This window comes from Mycobacterium cookii (assembly GCF_010727945.1).
Lineage (GTDB): Bacteria > Actinomycetota > Actinomycetes > Mycobacteriales > Mycobacteriaceae > Mycobacterium > Mycobacterium cookii.
This window is the reverse complement of record NZ_AP022569.1, coordinates 4089250-4104309: the sequence shown is the minus strand read 5'-3', so window position 1 is coordinate 4104309 and position 15060 is coordinate 4089250. Positions and strand designations below refer to the sequence as shown.

The 15060-nt window shown below is 64.9% G+C and carries 11 protein-coding genes; 9 read left to right on the top strand and 2 right to left on the bottom strand.

Translation table 11 applies throughout. The features are described from left to right. Window positions 1-12: 12 nt before the first annotated feature. Window positions 13-663, top strand: coding sequence for a thiamine phosphate synthase (thiE, locus tag G6N27_RS19185; protein WP_163782015.1), 651 nt, complete (start codon window positions 13-15; stop codon window positions 661-663). On the opposite strand, the gene G6N27_RS19180 is transcribed toward thiE, so the two are convergent. Beyond that, the gene (locus G6N27_RS19180) at window positions 660-1238 is read right to left on the bottom strand and encodes an NUDIX hydrolase (RefSeq protein WP_179963304.1); all 579 of its coding nucleotides are present in this window, start codon (window positions 1236-1238) and stop codon (window positions 660-662) included. The genes thiE and G6N27_RS19180 overlap by 4 nt on opposite strands. Before the next feature lie 158 nt (window positions 1239-1396). Between G6N27_RS19180 and glnX the strand changes: the two genes are divergently transcribed. The 5 genes from glnX (at window position 1397) to G6N27_RS19155 (ending at window position 8509) form a co-directional block, all read left to right on the top strand. Then, entirely contained in the window at window positions 1397-2716 is a 1320-nt protein-coding gene (gene glnX, locus G6N27_RS19175) for a protein kinase G-activating protein GlnX (protein ID WP_163779108.1), read from the top strand. Further along, the gene (locus G6N27_RS19170; RefSeq protein ID WP_163779104.1) at window positions 2713-3687 is read left to right on the top strand and encodes a glutamate ABC transporter substrate-binding protein; all 975 of its coding nucleotides are present in this window, start codon (window positions 2713-2715) and stop codon (window positions 3685-3687) included. Before glnX ends, G6N27_RS19170 begins: the two co-directional genes overlap by 4 nt. 74 nt (window positions 3688-3761) lie before the next feature. Next, window positions 3762-5954 carry a serine/threonine-protein kinase PknG gene (locus tag G6N27_RS19165; RefSeq protein ID WP_232065133.1) on the top strand — a complete coding sequence of 731 codons (2193 nt, stop codon included), beginning with the start codon at window positions 3762-3764 and terminating at the stop codon, window positions 5952-5954. 44 nt (window positions 5955-5998) lie between these two features. Beyond that, window positions 5999-7315 carry a DUF1800 domain-containing protein gene (locus G6N27_RS19160; protein WP_232064687.1) on the top strand — a complete coding sequence of 439 codons (1317 nt, stop codon included), beginning with the start codon at window positions 5999-6001 and terminating at the stop codon, window positions 7313-7315. Between the two features lie 9 nt (window positions 7316-7324). Continuing rightward, the gene (locus tag G6N27_RS19155; protein WP_163779098.1) at window positions 7325-8509 is read left to right on the top strand and encodes a DUF1501 domain-containing protein; all 1185 of its coding nucleotides are present in this window, start codon (window positions 7325-7327) and stop codon (window positions 8507-8509) included. 65 nt (window positions 8510-8574) lie between these two features. On the opposite strand, the gene G6N27_RS19150 is transcribed toward G6N27_RS19155, so the two are convergent. After that, the gene (locus G6N27_RS19150; protein WP_163779095.1) at window positions 8575-9834 is read right to left on the bottom strand and encodes a hypothetical protein; all 1260 of its coding nucleotides are present in this window, start codon (window positions 9832-9834) and stop codon (window positions 8575-8577) included. 1100 nt (window positions 9835-10934) lie between these two features. On the opposite strand from G6N27_RS19150, the gene G6N27_RS25565 reads away from it, so the two are divergent. The 3 genes from G6N27_RS25565 to G6N27_RS19140 all read left to right on the top strand — a co-directional run bounded on the left by G6N27_RS25565 (window position 10935) and on the right by G6N27_RS19140 (window position 14996). Then, window positions 10935-11063, top strand: a complete 129-nt coding sequence (locus G6N27_RS25565; protein ID WP_269474228.1) for a hypothetical protein — start codon at window positions 10935-10937, stop codon at window positions 11061-11063. Window positions 11064-11123: 60 nt separating this feature from the next. Continuing rightward, entirely contained in the window at window positions 11124-12518 is a 1395-nt protein-coding gene (locus G6N27_RS19145) for a class I SAM-dependent methyltransferase (RefSeq protein WP_163779092.1), read from the top strand. 354 nt (window positions 12519-12872) lie between these two features. Continuing rightward, entirely contained in the window at window positions 12873-14996 is a 2124-nt protein-coding gene (locus tag G6N27_RS19140; RefSeq protein WP_163779089.1) for a tol-pal system YbgF family protein, read from the top strand. Window positions 14997-15060: the final 64 nt, after the last annotated feature.

Here is a 15060-nt window from a genome sequence, read left to right as displayed (position 1 = left end):
GTGCACCCAGGTCTGCAGCGGCTCGCCGACGCCAGGCTGTATCTGTGCACCGACGCGCGTCGCGACCGCGGCGATCTGGCCGAGTTCGCCGATGCAGCGCTGGCCGGCGGGGTGGACATCATTCAGCTGCGCGACAAGGGCTCGACGGGTGAGCAGCAATGGGGCCCGTTGGAGGCACGCGACGAAATCGCGGCACTGGAGGTTCTCGCCGATGCTGCGCGACGGCACGGCGCGTTGCTGGCCGTCAACGACCGCGCCGACATCGCCCGCGCCGCCGGGGCCGACGTGCTGCACCTCGGCCAAGACGACCTGCCGTTGCCGGTGGCCCGCGACATCGTCGGCCCGGACACGCTGATCGGCCGGTCCGCGCACGATCATCAGCAGGTCAGTGCGGCCATCGCGGAGGACGTCGACTACTTCTGCGTCGGGCCGTGCTGGCCGACGCCCACCAAACCAGGACGCCCGGCACCGGGGCTGCCGCTGGTGCGCTCCACCGCAGAATCGGCCACCGACAAGCCGTGGTTCGCCATCGGCGGAATCGACGCAGCTCGGCTGCCCGATGTCCTCGAGGCCGGCGCCCGGCGCGTTGTGGTGGTCCGCGCGATCACCGGCGCAGAAGATCCGCGGGCCGCGGCCGAGCAGCTCCGTTCGGCACTCGCCTAATCGGCCGACCCGACGATGCGCAGCACCAGGCCGCCGTCTTCGATCTCGACCGTGCGTGCCAGATTGCCCCGCGGCTGACCGCCGGGGGTCCACGGCACGATCTGCAGGGCGCTGCGCAGCCGGTGCCAACTGGCCGCGAAGCCGGGGTGCAGCGGCAGCTCGGCCACCTCCTCCTCGACGACCCAGCGCAGTTCGGCGCTCTCCATGTTGGGCACGGTCTGCAGCAGCTCGTCGGCGTCGGCGACGACGGTGGTGTAGGTCCAGCGACGGCCGTAAGCCCCATTCACGTCGGCGGTGACGACGGTTGCCCGCACCGACAACAGCTCACCGGGCAGACCGGCCTCTTCGTGGGCCTCGCGCTTGGCGGCTTCCTCGGGGGTTTCGTGGCTGTCCAGGGCACCGCCCGGCAGACCCCAGGTTCCGCCCTGATGGCTCCACGGCGCCCGGTGTTGCAGCAACACCGCGTGCGTGCCGGCGGGGTGCGGGGCCCGAAGCAACAGGCCGGCCGCCCCATGCACACCCCAGTAATGCTTGCCGGTGTCGGACACCACCCATCCGTCCCCGTCGCCGCGCACGCGTTCAGGATAAGCAGCCCGACCGCGACGCATCGGGTCCACTGGTTGAGACGGTGTCGGCAATCCAGCCCGACATCCCCTCAACTTGGCGGCGAGCTCTTAGAATTCGCTTATACCGTTCGTGTCACGCACGCCCGAAAGTTGAGGTTCGAACAGACGTGACCGTTGAGTTGGCTCATCCGTCGACCGAGCCGCTGGGTTCACGGTCGCCACTCGAACCGGCCCACCCCCGCTGGTGGTTCGTCGCGACGACGCCCGGCCGCATCCTTTCCATTGGTCTGGTGCTGGCAATCCTCGGCGGGCTCAGCGCGTTCGCCACGTCGACCACGATCAACCAGCGACAGCATGCGCTGACCACAGTCCTGAGCCACACCGAGCCGCTGGCGTTCGCGGCCGGGCGGCTGTACACCACGCTGTCGGTGGCCGACGCGGCCGCCGCGACCGCGTTCATCGCGGAGGCCGAGCCGCGGACCGTCCGGCAGCGCTACGAGCAGGCGATCACCGACGCGGCGGTGGCGGCCACCCGGGCGTCCAGCGGGTTGACCGACGAGCCGCTGGTACAGCTGCTGGGACGAATCAACGCCGAATTGGCGGTGTACACCGGGCTGATCGAGATCGCCCGCACCAACAACCGGGCCGGCAACCCGGTCGGGTCGTCGTACCTGTCCGAGGCCTCCACGCTCATGCAGTCGAAGATCCTGCCGGACGCGCAGCGGCTGTACCGCGAGACGTCAGAGCGCGTGGATACCGAGACGACGGCCTCGACCCAGATTCCGGCGCCGGTGATCCTCGTCGTCTTCGCGACGGCGGTCTTCGGCGCGTTCTCCCACCGCTGGCTGGCCCGTCGCACCAAACGACGGATCAACCCAGGTCTTGTCGCCGGTGCGCTGGCAATTCTCGTTATGGTGGTATGGGTGGGTACCGCGCTCGCGATTTCCACCGGCGGCAGCCGCAGCGCCAAAGACACTGCAGCAGAGTCACTGAAGACCGTCACCAACATGTCCATCAGTGCGCAGCAAGCGCGCGCCGACGAGACACTGTCGTTGATCCGGCGCGGGGACGAAGAGGTCCGCAAACAATCCTTCTACGAACGCATCGACGCCATGCACAAGCAGCTCGACGGATACCTCTCCCGCCGCGACGCGGTCGACAAGAGCGACCTGCAGAACGCGGGCGATTTGCTGAACCAGTGGCGCCGAGCCGATGACCGGATCAACTCCTTCATCTCGGTCGGTAATTACCGGGCCGCCACCCAAGTCGCGCTGGGCAGCGGCGAGGACGACTCCACCCCCGCGTTCGACAAGCTCGACTACGTGCTGGGCAAGGCCATGGAGCAGAGCCGCCACGAATTGCGCGACGACATTCTCAACGCCCGCCGCGGACTCACTGGCGCCACGGTCGGCGGCGTCGTGCTGAGTCTGGGCGCAGCCCTCGCGGTCGCGCTCGGGTTGTGGCCCCGGCTGAGTGAGTACCGATGACGACGCGTCGGCTGCGGACCCTGTGCGCCCTCGTCGCGATCGCCACGGTCGTAGCCGGGTGCGGGCAGTCCGGTGCCATGGTCGTGGCGCCCGCGCCGACCCTGCCGCCGCCGACCCCGGCCGGCATGCAGGACATGCCGGCATTGCCGGCGCTGCAGCCGGACAAGACCGCCGACGACTGCAACCCCACCGCGAGCCTTCGCCCGTTCGACAATCAGGCCGACGCCGACGCCGCGGTCGCCAACATCCGCGCCCGGGGAAGGCTGATCGTCGGCCTGGACATCGGCAGCAACCTGTTCAGCTTCCGCGATCCGATCACCGGTGACATCGTCGGCTTCGACGTCGACATCGCCGGCGAGGTCGCCCGCGACATCTTCGGCAATCCATCGCAAGTCGAGTACCGGATCCTGTCGTCCGCCGAGCGGATCACCGCACTGGAGAAGGCGGAGGTCGACATCGTCGTGAAGACGATGACCATCACCTGCGACCGGCGCAAGCAGGTCAACTTCTCCACGGTCTATCTCGATGCCGCCCAACGCATCCTGGCGCCCCGGGATTCGTCGATCACCAAGCCGGCCGACCTGTCCGGCAAGCGGGTGTGTGTGGCGAGGGGCACCACGTCGCTGGAGCGGATCCGCGAGATCTCGCCGCCGCCCATGGTGGTCGAGGTGGTCAACTGGGCCGACTGCCTGGTGACGTTGCAGCAGCGCGAAGTCGACGCGGTCAGCACCGACGACTCGATCCTGGCCGGGCTGGTTTCCCAGGACCCCTATTTGCACATCGTCGGACCCAATATGGGCACCCAGCCCTACGGCATCGGGATCAAGCTGGACAACACCGGCCTGGTGCGGTTCGTGAACGGCACGCTTGAACGCATTCGCCGCGACGGAACGTGGAACACGTTGTACCGCAAATGGTTAACCGTGCTCGGGCTCACCCCGGCCCCGCCCGGCCCAAGGTACGTGGACTGATGGCCGAGGACACCGCAGAACCACTGAACCAGGACGCCGACGACGTCGCTCCTGGCACCGAGTCCGTCGATGGGATGGTCGACTCGTCAGCACAGAGTCGCCCGTTGGCGACCCAGGCGATCTTCCGGCCCGATTTCGACGACGATGATGACGACGACCACTTGCCGATACACATCGGCGACATCAAGCCGCCGGAGCGGGTGAAGTCGGCAACACGCGCGCCGGTACGTCGGCTGGGCGGTGGGTTGGTCGAGATTCCACGGGTTCCCGACATCGATCCGCTCGAAGCGTTGATGCCGAATCCGGTTGTACCGGAATCGAAACGGTTCTGCTGGAACTGCGGTCGGCCGGTGGGCCGAGCCAACAACGAGGGCAAGGCGCTCTCAGAGGGCTGGTGTCCACACTGCGGAAGTCCGTTTTCGTTCCTGCCGCAGCTGAATCCGGGGGACATCGTCGCCGGCCAGTACGTGATCAAGGGCTGCATCGCACACGGCGGGCTGGGCTGGGTGTATCTGGCTCTGGACCGCAACGTCAACGATCGTCCGGTGGTGCTCAAAGGCCTGGTGCATTCCGGTGATGCTGAAGCCCAGGCGATTGCGATGGCGGAGCGACGGTTCCTCGCCGAGGTCGTGCACCCGTCGATCGTGCAGATCTTCAACTTCGTCGAGCACACCGACAGTCACGGCGAACCCGTCGGCTACATCGTCATGGAATACGTCGGTGGGCAATCGCTCAAACGCCGCAAGGGCGACAAACTACCCGTCGCCGAGGCGATCGCGTACGTGCTGGAAATTCTTCCGGCGCTGAGCTATCTGCATTCCATCGGCCTGGTCTACAACGACCTCAAGCCGGAGAACATCATGCTCACCGAAGAGCAGCTGAAGTTGATCGACCTGGGAGCGGTGTCGCGGATCAACTCCTTCGGCTACCTCTACGGCACACCGGGGTACCAGGCGCCGGAGATCGTGCGGACCGGCCCGACGGTCGCCACCGACATCTATACGGTCGGCCGCACATTGGCGGCGTTGACGTTGAAGTTGCGTGCCCGCGGTGGTCGCTATGTCGACGGACTTCCCGAAGACGATCCGGTGCTGGCCAAATATGACTCGTTCGGCCGATTGTTGCGCCGCGCCATCGATCCGGATCCACGGCGGCGATTTGCCAGCGCCGAGGAGATGTCCGGTCAGCTCTCGGGTGTGCTGCGCGAGGTTGTGTCCCAGGACACCGGCGTACGGCGTCCGGGATTGTCGACGATATTCTCCCGCAGCCGTTCGACTTTCGGCGAAGACCTGTTGGTCGCACATACCGACGTGTACCTGGACGGCCATGTGCATGCCGAGAAGCTGACCGCCAAGGAGATCGTCACCGCGCTGCAGGTTCCGCTGGTCGATCCGGCCGATGTCGCGGCTCCGCTGCTGCAGGCGACGGTGCTGTCGCAGCCGGTGCAGACGTTGGATTCGCTGCGTGCATTTCGCCATGGCGCAATGGATTCCGACGATATCGACTTGTCGGAATCCATCGAGCTGCCGCTGATGGAGGTGCGGGCCTTGCTCGACCTCGGCGACGTCGCCAAGGCCACCCGCAAACTCGACGACCTGGCCGACCGGGTCGGCTGGCTCTGGCGGCTGGTCTGGTACCGCGCGGTCGCCGAACTACTCACCGGCGACTACGCCTTGGCCAGCAAGCATTTCAGCGAGGTCTTGGACACCTTCCCCGGGGAGTTGGCGCCCAAGATGGCGTTGGCCGCGACGGCCGAATTGGCTGGCAGTTCCGACGAACACATGTATTACGAAGAGGTGTGGAAGACCGACGACGGGGTGATCTCGGCGGCCTTCGGTCTGGCCAGGGCGCAGTCGGTCGAAGGCGATCGCGCCGGCGCGGTGCGCACGCTCGACGAAGTCCCTGCTACCTCAAGGCATTTCACCACGGCACGTCTCACCAGCGCGGTGACGCTGCTGTCCGGCCGGTCGGCCAGCGAGATCACCGAAGAGCAGATCCGCGACGCCGCGCGCCGCGTGGAGGCGCTGCCGCCGACCGAACCGCGGGTGCTGCAGATTCGCGCGCTGGTGTTGGGCAGCGCATTGGACTGGCTCGGCGAACACGAAGCCAGCACCAACCACATCCTTGGCTTCCCGTTCACCGAGCACGGGCTGCGACTCGGTGTCGAGGCGTCGCTGCGCGGTTTGGCTCGCGCCGCGCCCACCCAGGCACACCGCTACACACTGGTCGACATGGCCAACCGCGTACGCCCGACCAGCACGTTCTGACTGGTCGCAAGAAGATCGCAAGCAAGCCTCGGCAAAATGTGGCCGTGGCTGGCCAGTCAGACCGGTGGATCACCACTGCCCGAATGCTGCGCCGCGCCGGCTTCGGCGTGACCGGTGCGCAGGTCGATGCGGTCGCCGGCAAGGATTGGCCGGCTTACGTCGACGCCGCCCTGGCTGCAGATCCTGAGGCGGACCCCGGTGCGGTGCGGACACCGATGCCGTCGCTGACCAGCTCCCGCCGCCCCGGCAAGCACGCGTCGGCCGAGGTACGCAAAGAGTTCAACCATGAGCTGTTCGGATTGATGACGGGGCTTTCGCAGTGGTGGTTGCGGCGCATGGCAGCCGTACACGAACCGATTCACGAAAAGCTGACATTGTTGTGGCACAACCACTTTGCCACGTCCGCCAAGAAAGTGCTGTTCCCGTGGGAGATGGCGGCGCAGAACCAGAAACTGCGCAGTCTGTCGCTGGGCGATTTTCGCGGACTTGCTTACGCCATGCTGACCGACGCAGCGATGCTGCGTTGGCTCGATGGGCACAAGAACACCGCCGATGCCATCAACGAGAACCTCGCTCGTGAATTCATGGAGTTGTTCGCCCTCGGCCACGGTGACGGCTACACCGAAGACGACGTGCGGGCCGGGGCTCGCGCGTTGACCGGGTGGGAGATTCGGCTGACCGGCAACACCGCTTTCGCGCCGGCGCGTCACGATCGCACACCCAAGACCATCTTCGGAGTCACCCAGAACTTTGACGCCGCGGGTTTTTGCGACATTGTGCTGGCTCAACCGAAATCACCGCAATACGTCGCGGGCCGGCTGTGGCGCCAGTTGGCTTCCGACAACCCACCGTCGCCGCAGGCAATGGACCGCCTGATCACCGCCTACGGCCCCGGCCGCGATCTGCGCGCGCTGACCAGAGCCATCCTGACCGACGACGAATTCGTCAATAGCCGCGCCGCGATCGTCAACACGCCGATCGAATGGCTCGTTGGAGTCGTCCGGACGCTGAAAGTTTCGCTCGACCCTCAAGCCCGAATCACGATGGTGGACAACACCCTCAAGGCGCTCGGCCAGCGGCCGTTTTATCCGCCCGATGTCGGTGGTTGGCCGCATGGCCGAGCGTGGATGTCGACCGCCAGCGCCGACGTGCGGATGCGTGCCGCAATCCAGCTGGTCCGCGCCGGCGATGCCTCCCCCGTCGAAGACGCATCCGCCGGTGACCGGATCGATGCGGTGGGCTATTTGATCGGGATCGGGTCTTGGTCCGACCGAACCGTCACTGCATTAAAGCCGTTGGTGCGCCGACCCGTTCAGCTCGTCGCCGCCGCGGTCAACACTCCCGAATACCTGACGTCATAGGGACTGCCGATGCCCGATTTGAGTCGCCGTAAGTTTCTGGCCGCCAGCGCCGGCGCCGCCGGCTTGCTCTCGGGCGCGGTGAGTTGCAGCTGGCCAGACCTGATGCACGCGGCTCAGGAGCGACCCCTCGCGGAGGGAAGCGGCGTGCTGGTGATTGTCACGCTCTACGGCGGCAACGACGGCCTCAATACCGTAATCCCCTACGCCGACAACGCTTACCACGATCTACGCCCCCAACTGGCCTATGCCCCGAGCGATGTCCTGCATTTGGACGACCAGCTGGGTCTCAATCCCGCGCTGAAGGGCCTCGAGCAGGTATGGAAGGACCGGAAGCTGGCGATCGTGCGCGGCGTGAGCTATCCGAAGCCGGATCACAGTCATTTCCGGTCGATGGACATCTGGCAGACGGCGTCCCCGTCCGAACCTGTACCGTCCGGTTGGATCGGCCGATGGCTGGATGTCACCGGCACCGACCCGCTGCGTGCCGTCAACATCGGACCGGTGCTGCCGCCCTTGGCGGTCGGCGAAAAGTCAACGGCCGCGGCGCTATCCACGTCGAAGGAGATGGAGTCGGCGGTGAGATTCGCCGAGACCATGGACGCCCTCGGTGCAGACGACCCCGGCGACACACCCGCGATGGCGTCAGTCTGCGAGGCCTACCGTGCGACCCGCATTACCGATACGACGTTCCGCTCGATCAAACCCCCCGCGATGAAACCCCGATCGCTGGCCGGACAGCTGGGCATGGTCGCGGCAGCCGTCAAGGCGGCGGTACCCACCCGGGTGTATTCGGTGCAACTCGGTGGATTCGACACCCACATCGTGGAGCGCGGCGTCCAGCAACCGCTCTTGCAAAAGCTCGACCAGGCCGTCACCCCGTTCCTCAAGCAGATGGCCGGCGACAAATACGGCAAAAGCGTCGTCCTGATGGCGTATTCAGAATTCGGACGGCGGGTGAAAGCCAACGGCGCAGGAGGCACCGACCACGGTACCGCCGGACCGGTGTTCGTCGCCGGCGGTCCGGTCAAAGGTGGCTTCTACGGTGAGGAACCTAGCCTCACCGATCTCGACAACGGAGATCTCAAGGGCACTACCGATTTCCGTGATATCTACTTCGAGCTGCTATCCACGACATTGGAGACCGACCCCACACCTTCAGTTGGAGCCGGTCGGCGCAGCCTGGGATTCCTCTAGCTGCTAATACAAGATTCGACCGGCCCGTTCGAGCCGGTCGAATCTTGTGGACAAGTGCCAATAGGTTAGCCGGAGGGGCCGCCCGGGGGGCCGTTCGGGCCGTTCGGGCCGTTCGGGCCGTTCGGGCCGTTCGGGCCGTGCGTACCGTCGGCGCCGAAGATCCCGCCATGGCCGCCGAGGCCGCCTGGACCACCGTGCCCACCGTGCCCACCGAGGCCACCGAGGCCAGGGTCGGGGCTACCGGCGCCGCCGGGGCCGCCGGGGCCACCGGCGCCGCCGGGGCCGCCGGGGCCGCCGTTGCCGATCAGGAACGCGCCGTTGCCGCCTGCACCACCGGCCCCGCCGTCACCGCCGGGGCCGCCGGGGCCGCCCACCTCTCCTGGGAGGGTACCGTCGGTTCCCGGGGTGCCGACGGCACCTTCCCCACCTTGTCCTCCGGCGCCACCGTTGCCGAAGAAGAACCCGTCCGCGTTACCGCCCGCACCGCCGTTGCCGCCTTCAGCGCCGATTGCCACGGCGTTGCCGCCGTCACCGCCATTGCCGGCGAAGCCGTAGAAGGTGTCCCCACCGGCACCGCCAGCGCCGCCGAGAGCGCCGGCACCGCCATCACCGCCGTTGCCGTCGTACGCGAGACCGCCGGCGCCACCAACGCCGGCAGCGTCGGTGCCGCCAGTGCCACCGTCGCCGAACCACAGACCACCAGCCTGACCAGTGGCCTCTGCCAGACTGCCGCCGTCAACGCCATCGGCACCGTTGCCGATCAACATGCCCTGGCCGCCGATATCACCCCAGAACGTGTTCAGCGCGTTATCCCACTGAACGGTGAGGTGACCAAGGAAGGTTGTGCCCGCTATCCACTCCTGGTCCCAGGTGTGATTAGCCTCGTAGAGCTGGCCATACCAGTCGGCAAACGATGACGAGGACGCCGGATCGGGTGCCGCACTCGCCGGATCGGCCGCCAAACTCGACGGATCGGCCACCACACTCGACGGATCGGCGCCGGAGGCCGCAGCCAACCCGGAGTCGATATTCGACGGATCGAAGGCTGTAGCCGCAGTCATCCCGGAGTCGATACTCGACGGATCGAGGCTTGTAGCGGCATTCAACGCGGTGTCGAGACTCGACGGATCGACGCTTGTAGCGGCATTCAATGCGGAGTCGAGACTCGACGGATCGAAGTTTGCCGCACCCTGCAATGCGGCGTCGAGGCTGGAGAGCCAGCTACTCAAGTCCAAAGCCGCCGTGGGGTCCACCGCGGAGAGGGAATTGAGGATTTGATCGATGATGATGTCTTCGCCGTCAGCCTTTGCCACGGGGATGGGCATCAGCGGCGACAGGCTGAGGGTTATGAACGTGCCGGCCGCACTGCTAAGGGCGATAAGACTGCCCTTGGCGCCTCTACGCGATTGAGGGTCTTGCTTCTTCGAACGCCGATGTTGTGCCATCACTTATCCTTCGAACAAGTCCTGTGTGCTTTGTGAGTTTTCTTAGGCTGCACTTAGGCGGCGCTGAAGCGCCTTACGCGTCGGGTTGCGCAAAAAACTCCGGGAATCCAGATGCGCCTGCAGGCCCACTTCGGAACGAAAATTGATCCGCTCGTCTGCGTACGTGGTGCTCAATAGCGTGATTTCATTCAACATGAACGGGTAAGCAACCGCGGCGAGACCGTTGGTTCGACTGCGTCGGAACGCACTTACATACCGCGAATGACTGCTACAACAAGCCATACCCCACCTCGTACGACTTAGATCTTCTCAGGTGTCGCTAAGGTAACCCTTGCGCGCCGATCAGGGAAGAGAAATCTCCAAAAAATCGGAAAGATTTTCTGACAACCCGAACCTTTGCGGTCCCGAACCTGGTCAAGGCCGGTTTTGCCCAGGCTCCGATATCAGGCGGTAGTGAGGGGTTGCCGAATGGCTCGGTGTGTGTTAGGTGCGAGCTCCGAACATTATTTTTAGATTCGAAAATGCGTTTGAAAGTCGGAGTCGTTCTGCGGGCGACTCACGCGGGAGTGCAGTGGGCGCGAGGTTGCTCTACACCGATTCAGGCCCTCCTGATGTGAAATGCTGCCTCGGCGACACATAGAAATTCGAAGCAAGCGGCCGAGCTCGCGAGCTAACGATTCAGGCATGGCCGCATAAGGGATGGAGATTCGCTGGGGCCAAGCCGCGACCCAGGCCAGTCGACTTCATCTGAGTAAATCGTGGCGCGCCTGATAAGCGGGCCCGCCCGCCCGGCGATCTGCCAGACCCGTGGACTTAGAACGTGGCACCCGTTGTCCAGGAGACGCTCGACGAGATTCGGTGCGTCACCGGAGTCTGAAAGTCCCAGAGCCGCATCGATTGCGCCCGCACTCGACGCTGTCGATCGGAGAGGATACGTTTTCGTCCGCGGCGACATGCCCTGCTTCACGAATTCGCTTGCGGTGCCTTACTACATCTACTGCAAGGTTCACATGGACCGCGCCGCCGACCAGCGTGGCGTCGACATCCTGAATTGTTTTCTCGACGCGGTGCTGCCGAAATACGTAGGCAGCAAGCGGTTCACAAAGTAAGCGTCGGAACCCCGACCTAGAACACCGGCAAGGTCTAGTGACCGGTCCTTCTACCCGCTGGTGGTCGACCGCACTGGCCATTCGGCGATCTGCGCAGAAATCCGCATCGAGGCGGGCCAGGTAGCGCGGCGCTTGACCTTCGCGACTAACGCCAGCTTACGTCTTGACACCAGGATTCCTGAGATGGTGACATGCCAGGAGAGATGTTGTCGCATAGGGCGTTACAGCGGCAGGGGACGCGGCGACGGTGTTGCCGGTGCAGCGTATCGCCGTGGATGTAGCGGCAGCCCTCGGCGAGGAGGATGGGATCGCCCCATGGCGGTGGAGATATCCGGGGTCACGGTGTGCCCCAGCGATGACCTGATCACCGCTGCTTACCTCGACTACCCGCGACCCGGTCCGGTCGATGCAGACGCGTTCGAGGTCAACGGCTGGGTCGTAAGCAAGGCACCTGTAGCCGAGGTGGAGTTCGTCCACGAGCAAAGTGTGCTCGCAAGCTGCGAGCTAAATGTTTCGCGGCCCGACGTAGCCGAAGTGTATGGCAGCAGTTCGTCACCAGTGGGGTTCGCGAAGGCGGTCGGAACGGTCGGACTCGCACCCGATTTCACCGTTGGGGTAAGGGTTGTCTTCCAGGATGGTCGCCGACACGAGATCGCGAACATACGCGGAAGGCAATCAAGACAACGGGGAGCGGGCCCAGTGCACGGCTTTGACGATGCGGCCAACTCGTTCCGCATGCTCGGTGTGCCGTACCTCGACTTCCTTCGCGCATTGCACACCCATCTGACGCCGCGCACATACTTGGAGGTCGGCACAGAGACGGGGTCTTCGCTGGCGCTCGCGGGTTGCGATGCGATCGCGGTGGACCCTCAGTTCCAGCTTGACGGTAACGCCACTGGCGACCGCAAGCGCACGTTCTTCTTCCAGATGTCGTCGGACACCTTCTTTGCGACCGAAAACGTGCGGGAGTTGCTGGGACGGCCAGTGGACATGGTCTTCTTGGATGGCATGCACCGGTTCGAATTCCTGCTACGCGATCTGATCGGGACCGAGGCTGCCTGTCATCCCCGCTCACTGATCCTCCTGCATGATTGCGTGCCTTTGAATCCGCGGATGGCATTGCGGCAGTGGTTGCCGGGCGGTCCCTCGGAGACGGAAACTGCTCCCTTTTGGACGGGTGATGTTTGGAAGTTGCTGCCGATCCTGAAAAAGTACCGCCCGGATCTGCGGCTACATGTGCTGGACTGCCCGCCGACCGGCCTGGTCGCCATCACCCGCGTCGACCCTGCATCGCACGTTTTAGACGATCGCTACTACGACATCATCGATGAGCACGCCGCAACCGTTATGGACGAATACCGACTGCGGTCGTTATGGGAGGAACTCGAAATGACCGACTCGGCTGCGCTCTGCGAGGAACCCGACCGCCTGACCGAGGTGTTCAGCCTCTACTGAACCTGCATGATGCCTTAAAGCGTTGGCCAGGAACGTTTTCCCGTTCCGAATGGCTCCGCGATCAGTAGGTTGTGACCGTCGGCGAGGAAGCGTAGTGACGTCAGCCCGGCCGATTGTCGTCGAAGTTGACCGTCGCCGCGCCGTGCCGGGCTTGCAGTTGCGTCGTCGGGTCAAGGTGTGCGGACCCGGCACGTCGCGTCACCAATCGCAGTCCTAGCGGGTGATTTCGTCGGTTGACAGCGGCCCAAGCTGTACTCTGCTCCCATGCGCTTCGCCGTCGCGATTGCGTCGCCTCCGAATTTTCAGCACAGCAAGGCATTTGACGAAGTTGCGGAGGGATTGCACCGTACCCTTTTGGCACTTGGCCATGACTCGGTGCTGACCAACCGTCTCGATCTCGACGACCGCCGCACCATCGTGCTCGGCGGAAACCTCCTCATTCGGCACGGCTTGGAGCCGCCGAAAAACCCGATCTTCTATAACCTCGAGCAATTGGGTGACGACTTGCCCTCGATGACGTTGCCGGCGTTCTCCGATCTTTTCCGGCGCTACCCGACGTGGGATTACAGTCAAGCCAACATCGAGCGGCTCGCTGCCCTAGGACTGCCCCGGCCCACCTACGTTCCAATCGGATACGTCCCCGAGCTGACCCGAATCTCCCCAGCCCCCGAGGACATCGACGTCCTGTTCTACGGCGCGTCCTACGAGCGCCGATACGCCATTCTCAAGGACCTGCACGACCGAGGTCTTCGCGTCAAATGGCTATCGGGCGTCTACGGCGCAAGTCGCGACGCCTGGATCGCACGCTCGAAGATCGTTCTCAACATCCACTACTGGCAAGCGAAAATCTTTGAAATCACCCGTGTTTCCTATCTGCTCGCCAATAGACGCGCAGTGGTCTCAGAGCGCGGCGACGATCCGACATTGGAGCGCGACGTGGAGGCCGGCGTCGCGTTCGCGGATTACGGCGAACTGGTCGACCGCTGTGTGGAGCTCCTCGGCGACGAGCGTGCGCGACGCGAGCTCGCCGAACGGGGCTACCAAGCTTTCTCCGCTCGCAGCCAGGCCGACATTTTGCACCGCGCGCTGGCAGGCCTCAAGGGTGTCACCCATGAGACCGCTGCGCCAGACGACCCGCGCAGCGACGTGCGCCGCAAAGGCGATGTGCGACCCGACGGCAAAGACCAGCTCGCAGATCATCAGCTCCGCGAGCGCCAACTGTTCAAGCATAAATTTGCGCCCGACCGCGATCTGTGGCTGGCCAAGGTCAAACGCAATCCCGAGGATGCACGGTCGGTCTTCTTCCTCGCCGAAACGTCTTTCCAAATGGGCGATTTCGTCGACGCGCGAAAATGGTATGCGCATCGGGTCGCGATGGGGGGCAGCGACGAGGAGGTCTACTGGGCGATGTACCGGCTCGCCGAGTCAATGGTGGAACTCGGTGAGCCGTGGCCGGATGTCCAGGAGGCCTACCTCAAGGCGTGGGAGTTTCGCCCGACCCGCGCTGAGGCGTTGTATGCCATCGCCTTTCGGTGTCGCGCCATGCAGCGCTACCGGCGCGGTTACCTGTTCGCCCAGTGGGCCGCCGAGATCCCGTTTCCCGACGACGACCTGTTTGTCCTCGGATACTTCGCAGAGATCTACGCCTGGCGCGCAACCGATGAGCAGGCGACTTGCGCATTCTGGATCGGTAAGCACGGCGAGGCTTTTGAGCTGTGCCGGCGCCTGCTGGCCCGCCCCGACATCCCCGACCCTGATCGGCAACGGATCGCGACCAACCGCGACTTTTCGGTGCCAGCCATGATCGAGGCCGCCGCACCGTACCCCGACACCCTGGTGCAATCCCTGATTGCCGGCCCCGGTGCGGCCGACGTCACCGTAAGCCTGGTCGCCGGACAGGACCTCCAGACCACCGAGCACACCATCAACTCGTTCCTGAACTGCTGCCTCGATGCGTCACGGGTGAAGCGCTTCCTTGTGCTCGACACCGGCCTGTCGGACTCCGACCGCGCGAAGCTGTTGCGGCGCTACGGGTTTATCAAGTTCGCCCGTTCCGTTCTCAAGGACAAGCCCGCCGCCCAGCTCGCACAGCTGCGCGCCAGGGTCGACGGACGGTTGTGGCTGCACCTGGGCGAAGGTTGGCGGTTCTTCGCCCCTGAGAACCTCATCACCCGCCTCACCGCGGTACTCGACGCCGAACCAGAGGTGTTTCAGGTCGGCATCAACTTCGCCGACGCGGTCAAGCTCACCGGCGCCAGCGCCGCCGAGCAGGCGATACGCCGGACATCCGACACCGGCCGCTACCTGCTGACCGCGATGATGGCCACCGGCCCGGCGATGTTCGACACCGCACGGCTGGATCGGGCCGTCGGCGTGGAGAAGATTGACCCCGACCCGGGGCGACCGCCTGCCGCCCGGCTGCGCACCGCCAGCCTGGACGAAGTGCTCTGCATACTAGGTATGCCGGGCCAGGCGTAAAGCGTTGCGAGATGGGTGACCGAGGGCACGCTCAATCGGTTCGGGACTTACGTCAAGCCTAAGG

Bases quoted from the DNA above. Each gene is read 5' to 3' on its own strand.
- G6N27_RS19170 (WP_163779104.1), top strand. From the start codon at position 2,713: ATGACGACGCGTCGGCTGCGGACCCTGTGCGCCCTCGTCGCGATCGCC.
- G6N27_RS19165 (WP_232065133.1), top strand. From the start codon at position 3,762: ATGGTCGACTCGTCAGCACAGAGTCGCCCGTTGGCGACCCAGGCGATC.
- G6N27_RS19155 (WP_163779098.1), top strand. From the start codon at position 7,325: ATGCCCGATTTGAGTCGCCGTAAGTTTCTGGCCGCCAGCGCCGGCGCC.
- G6N27_RS19150 (WP_163779095.1), bottom strand. From the start codon at position 9,834: ATGCCCATCCCCGTGGCAAAGGCTGACGGCGAAGACATCATCATCGAT.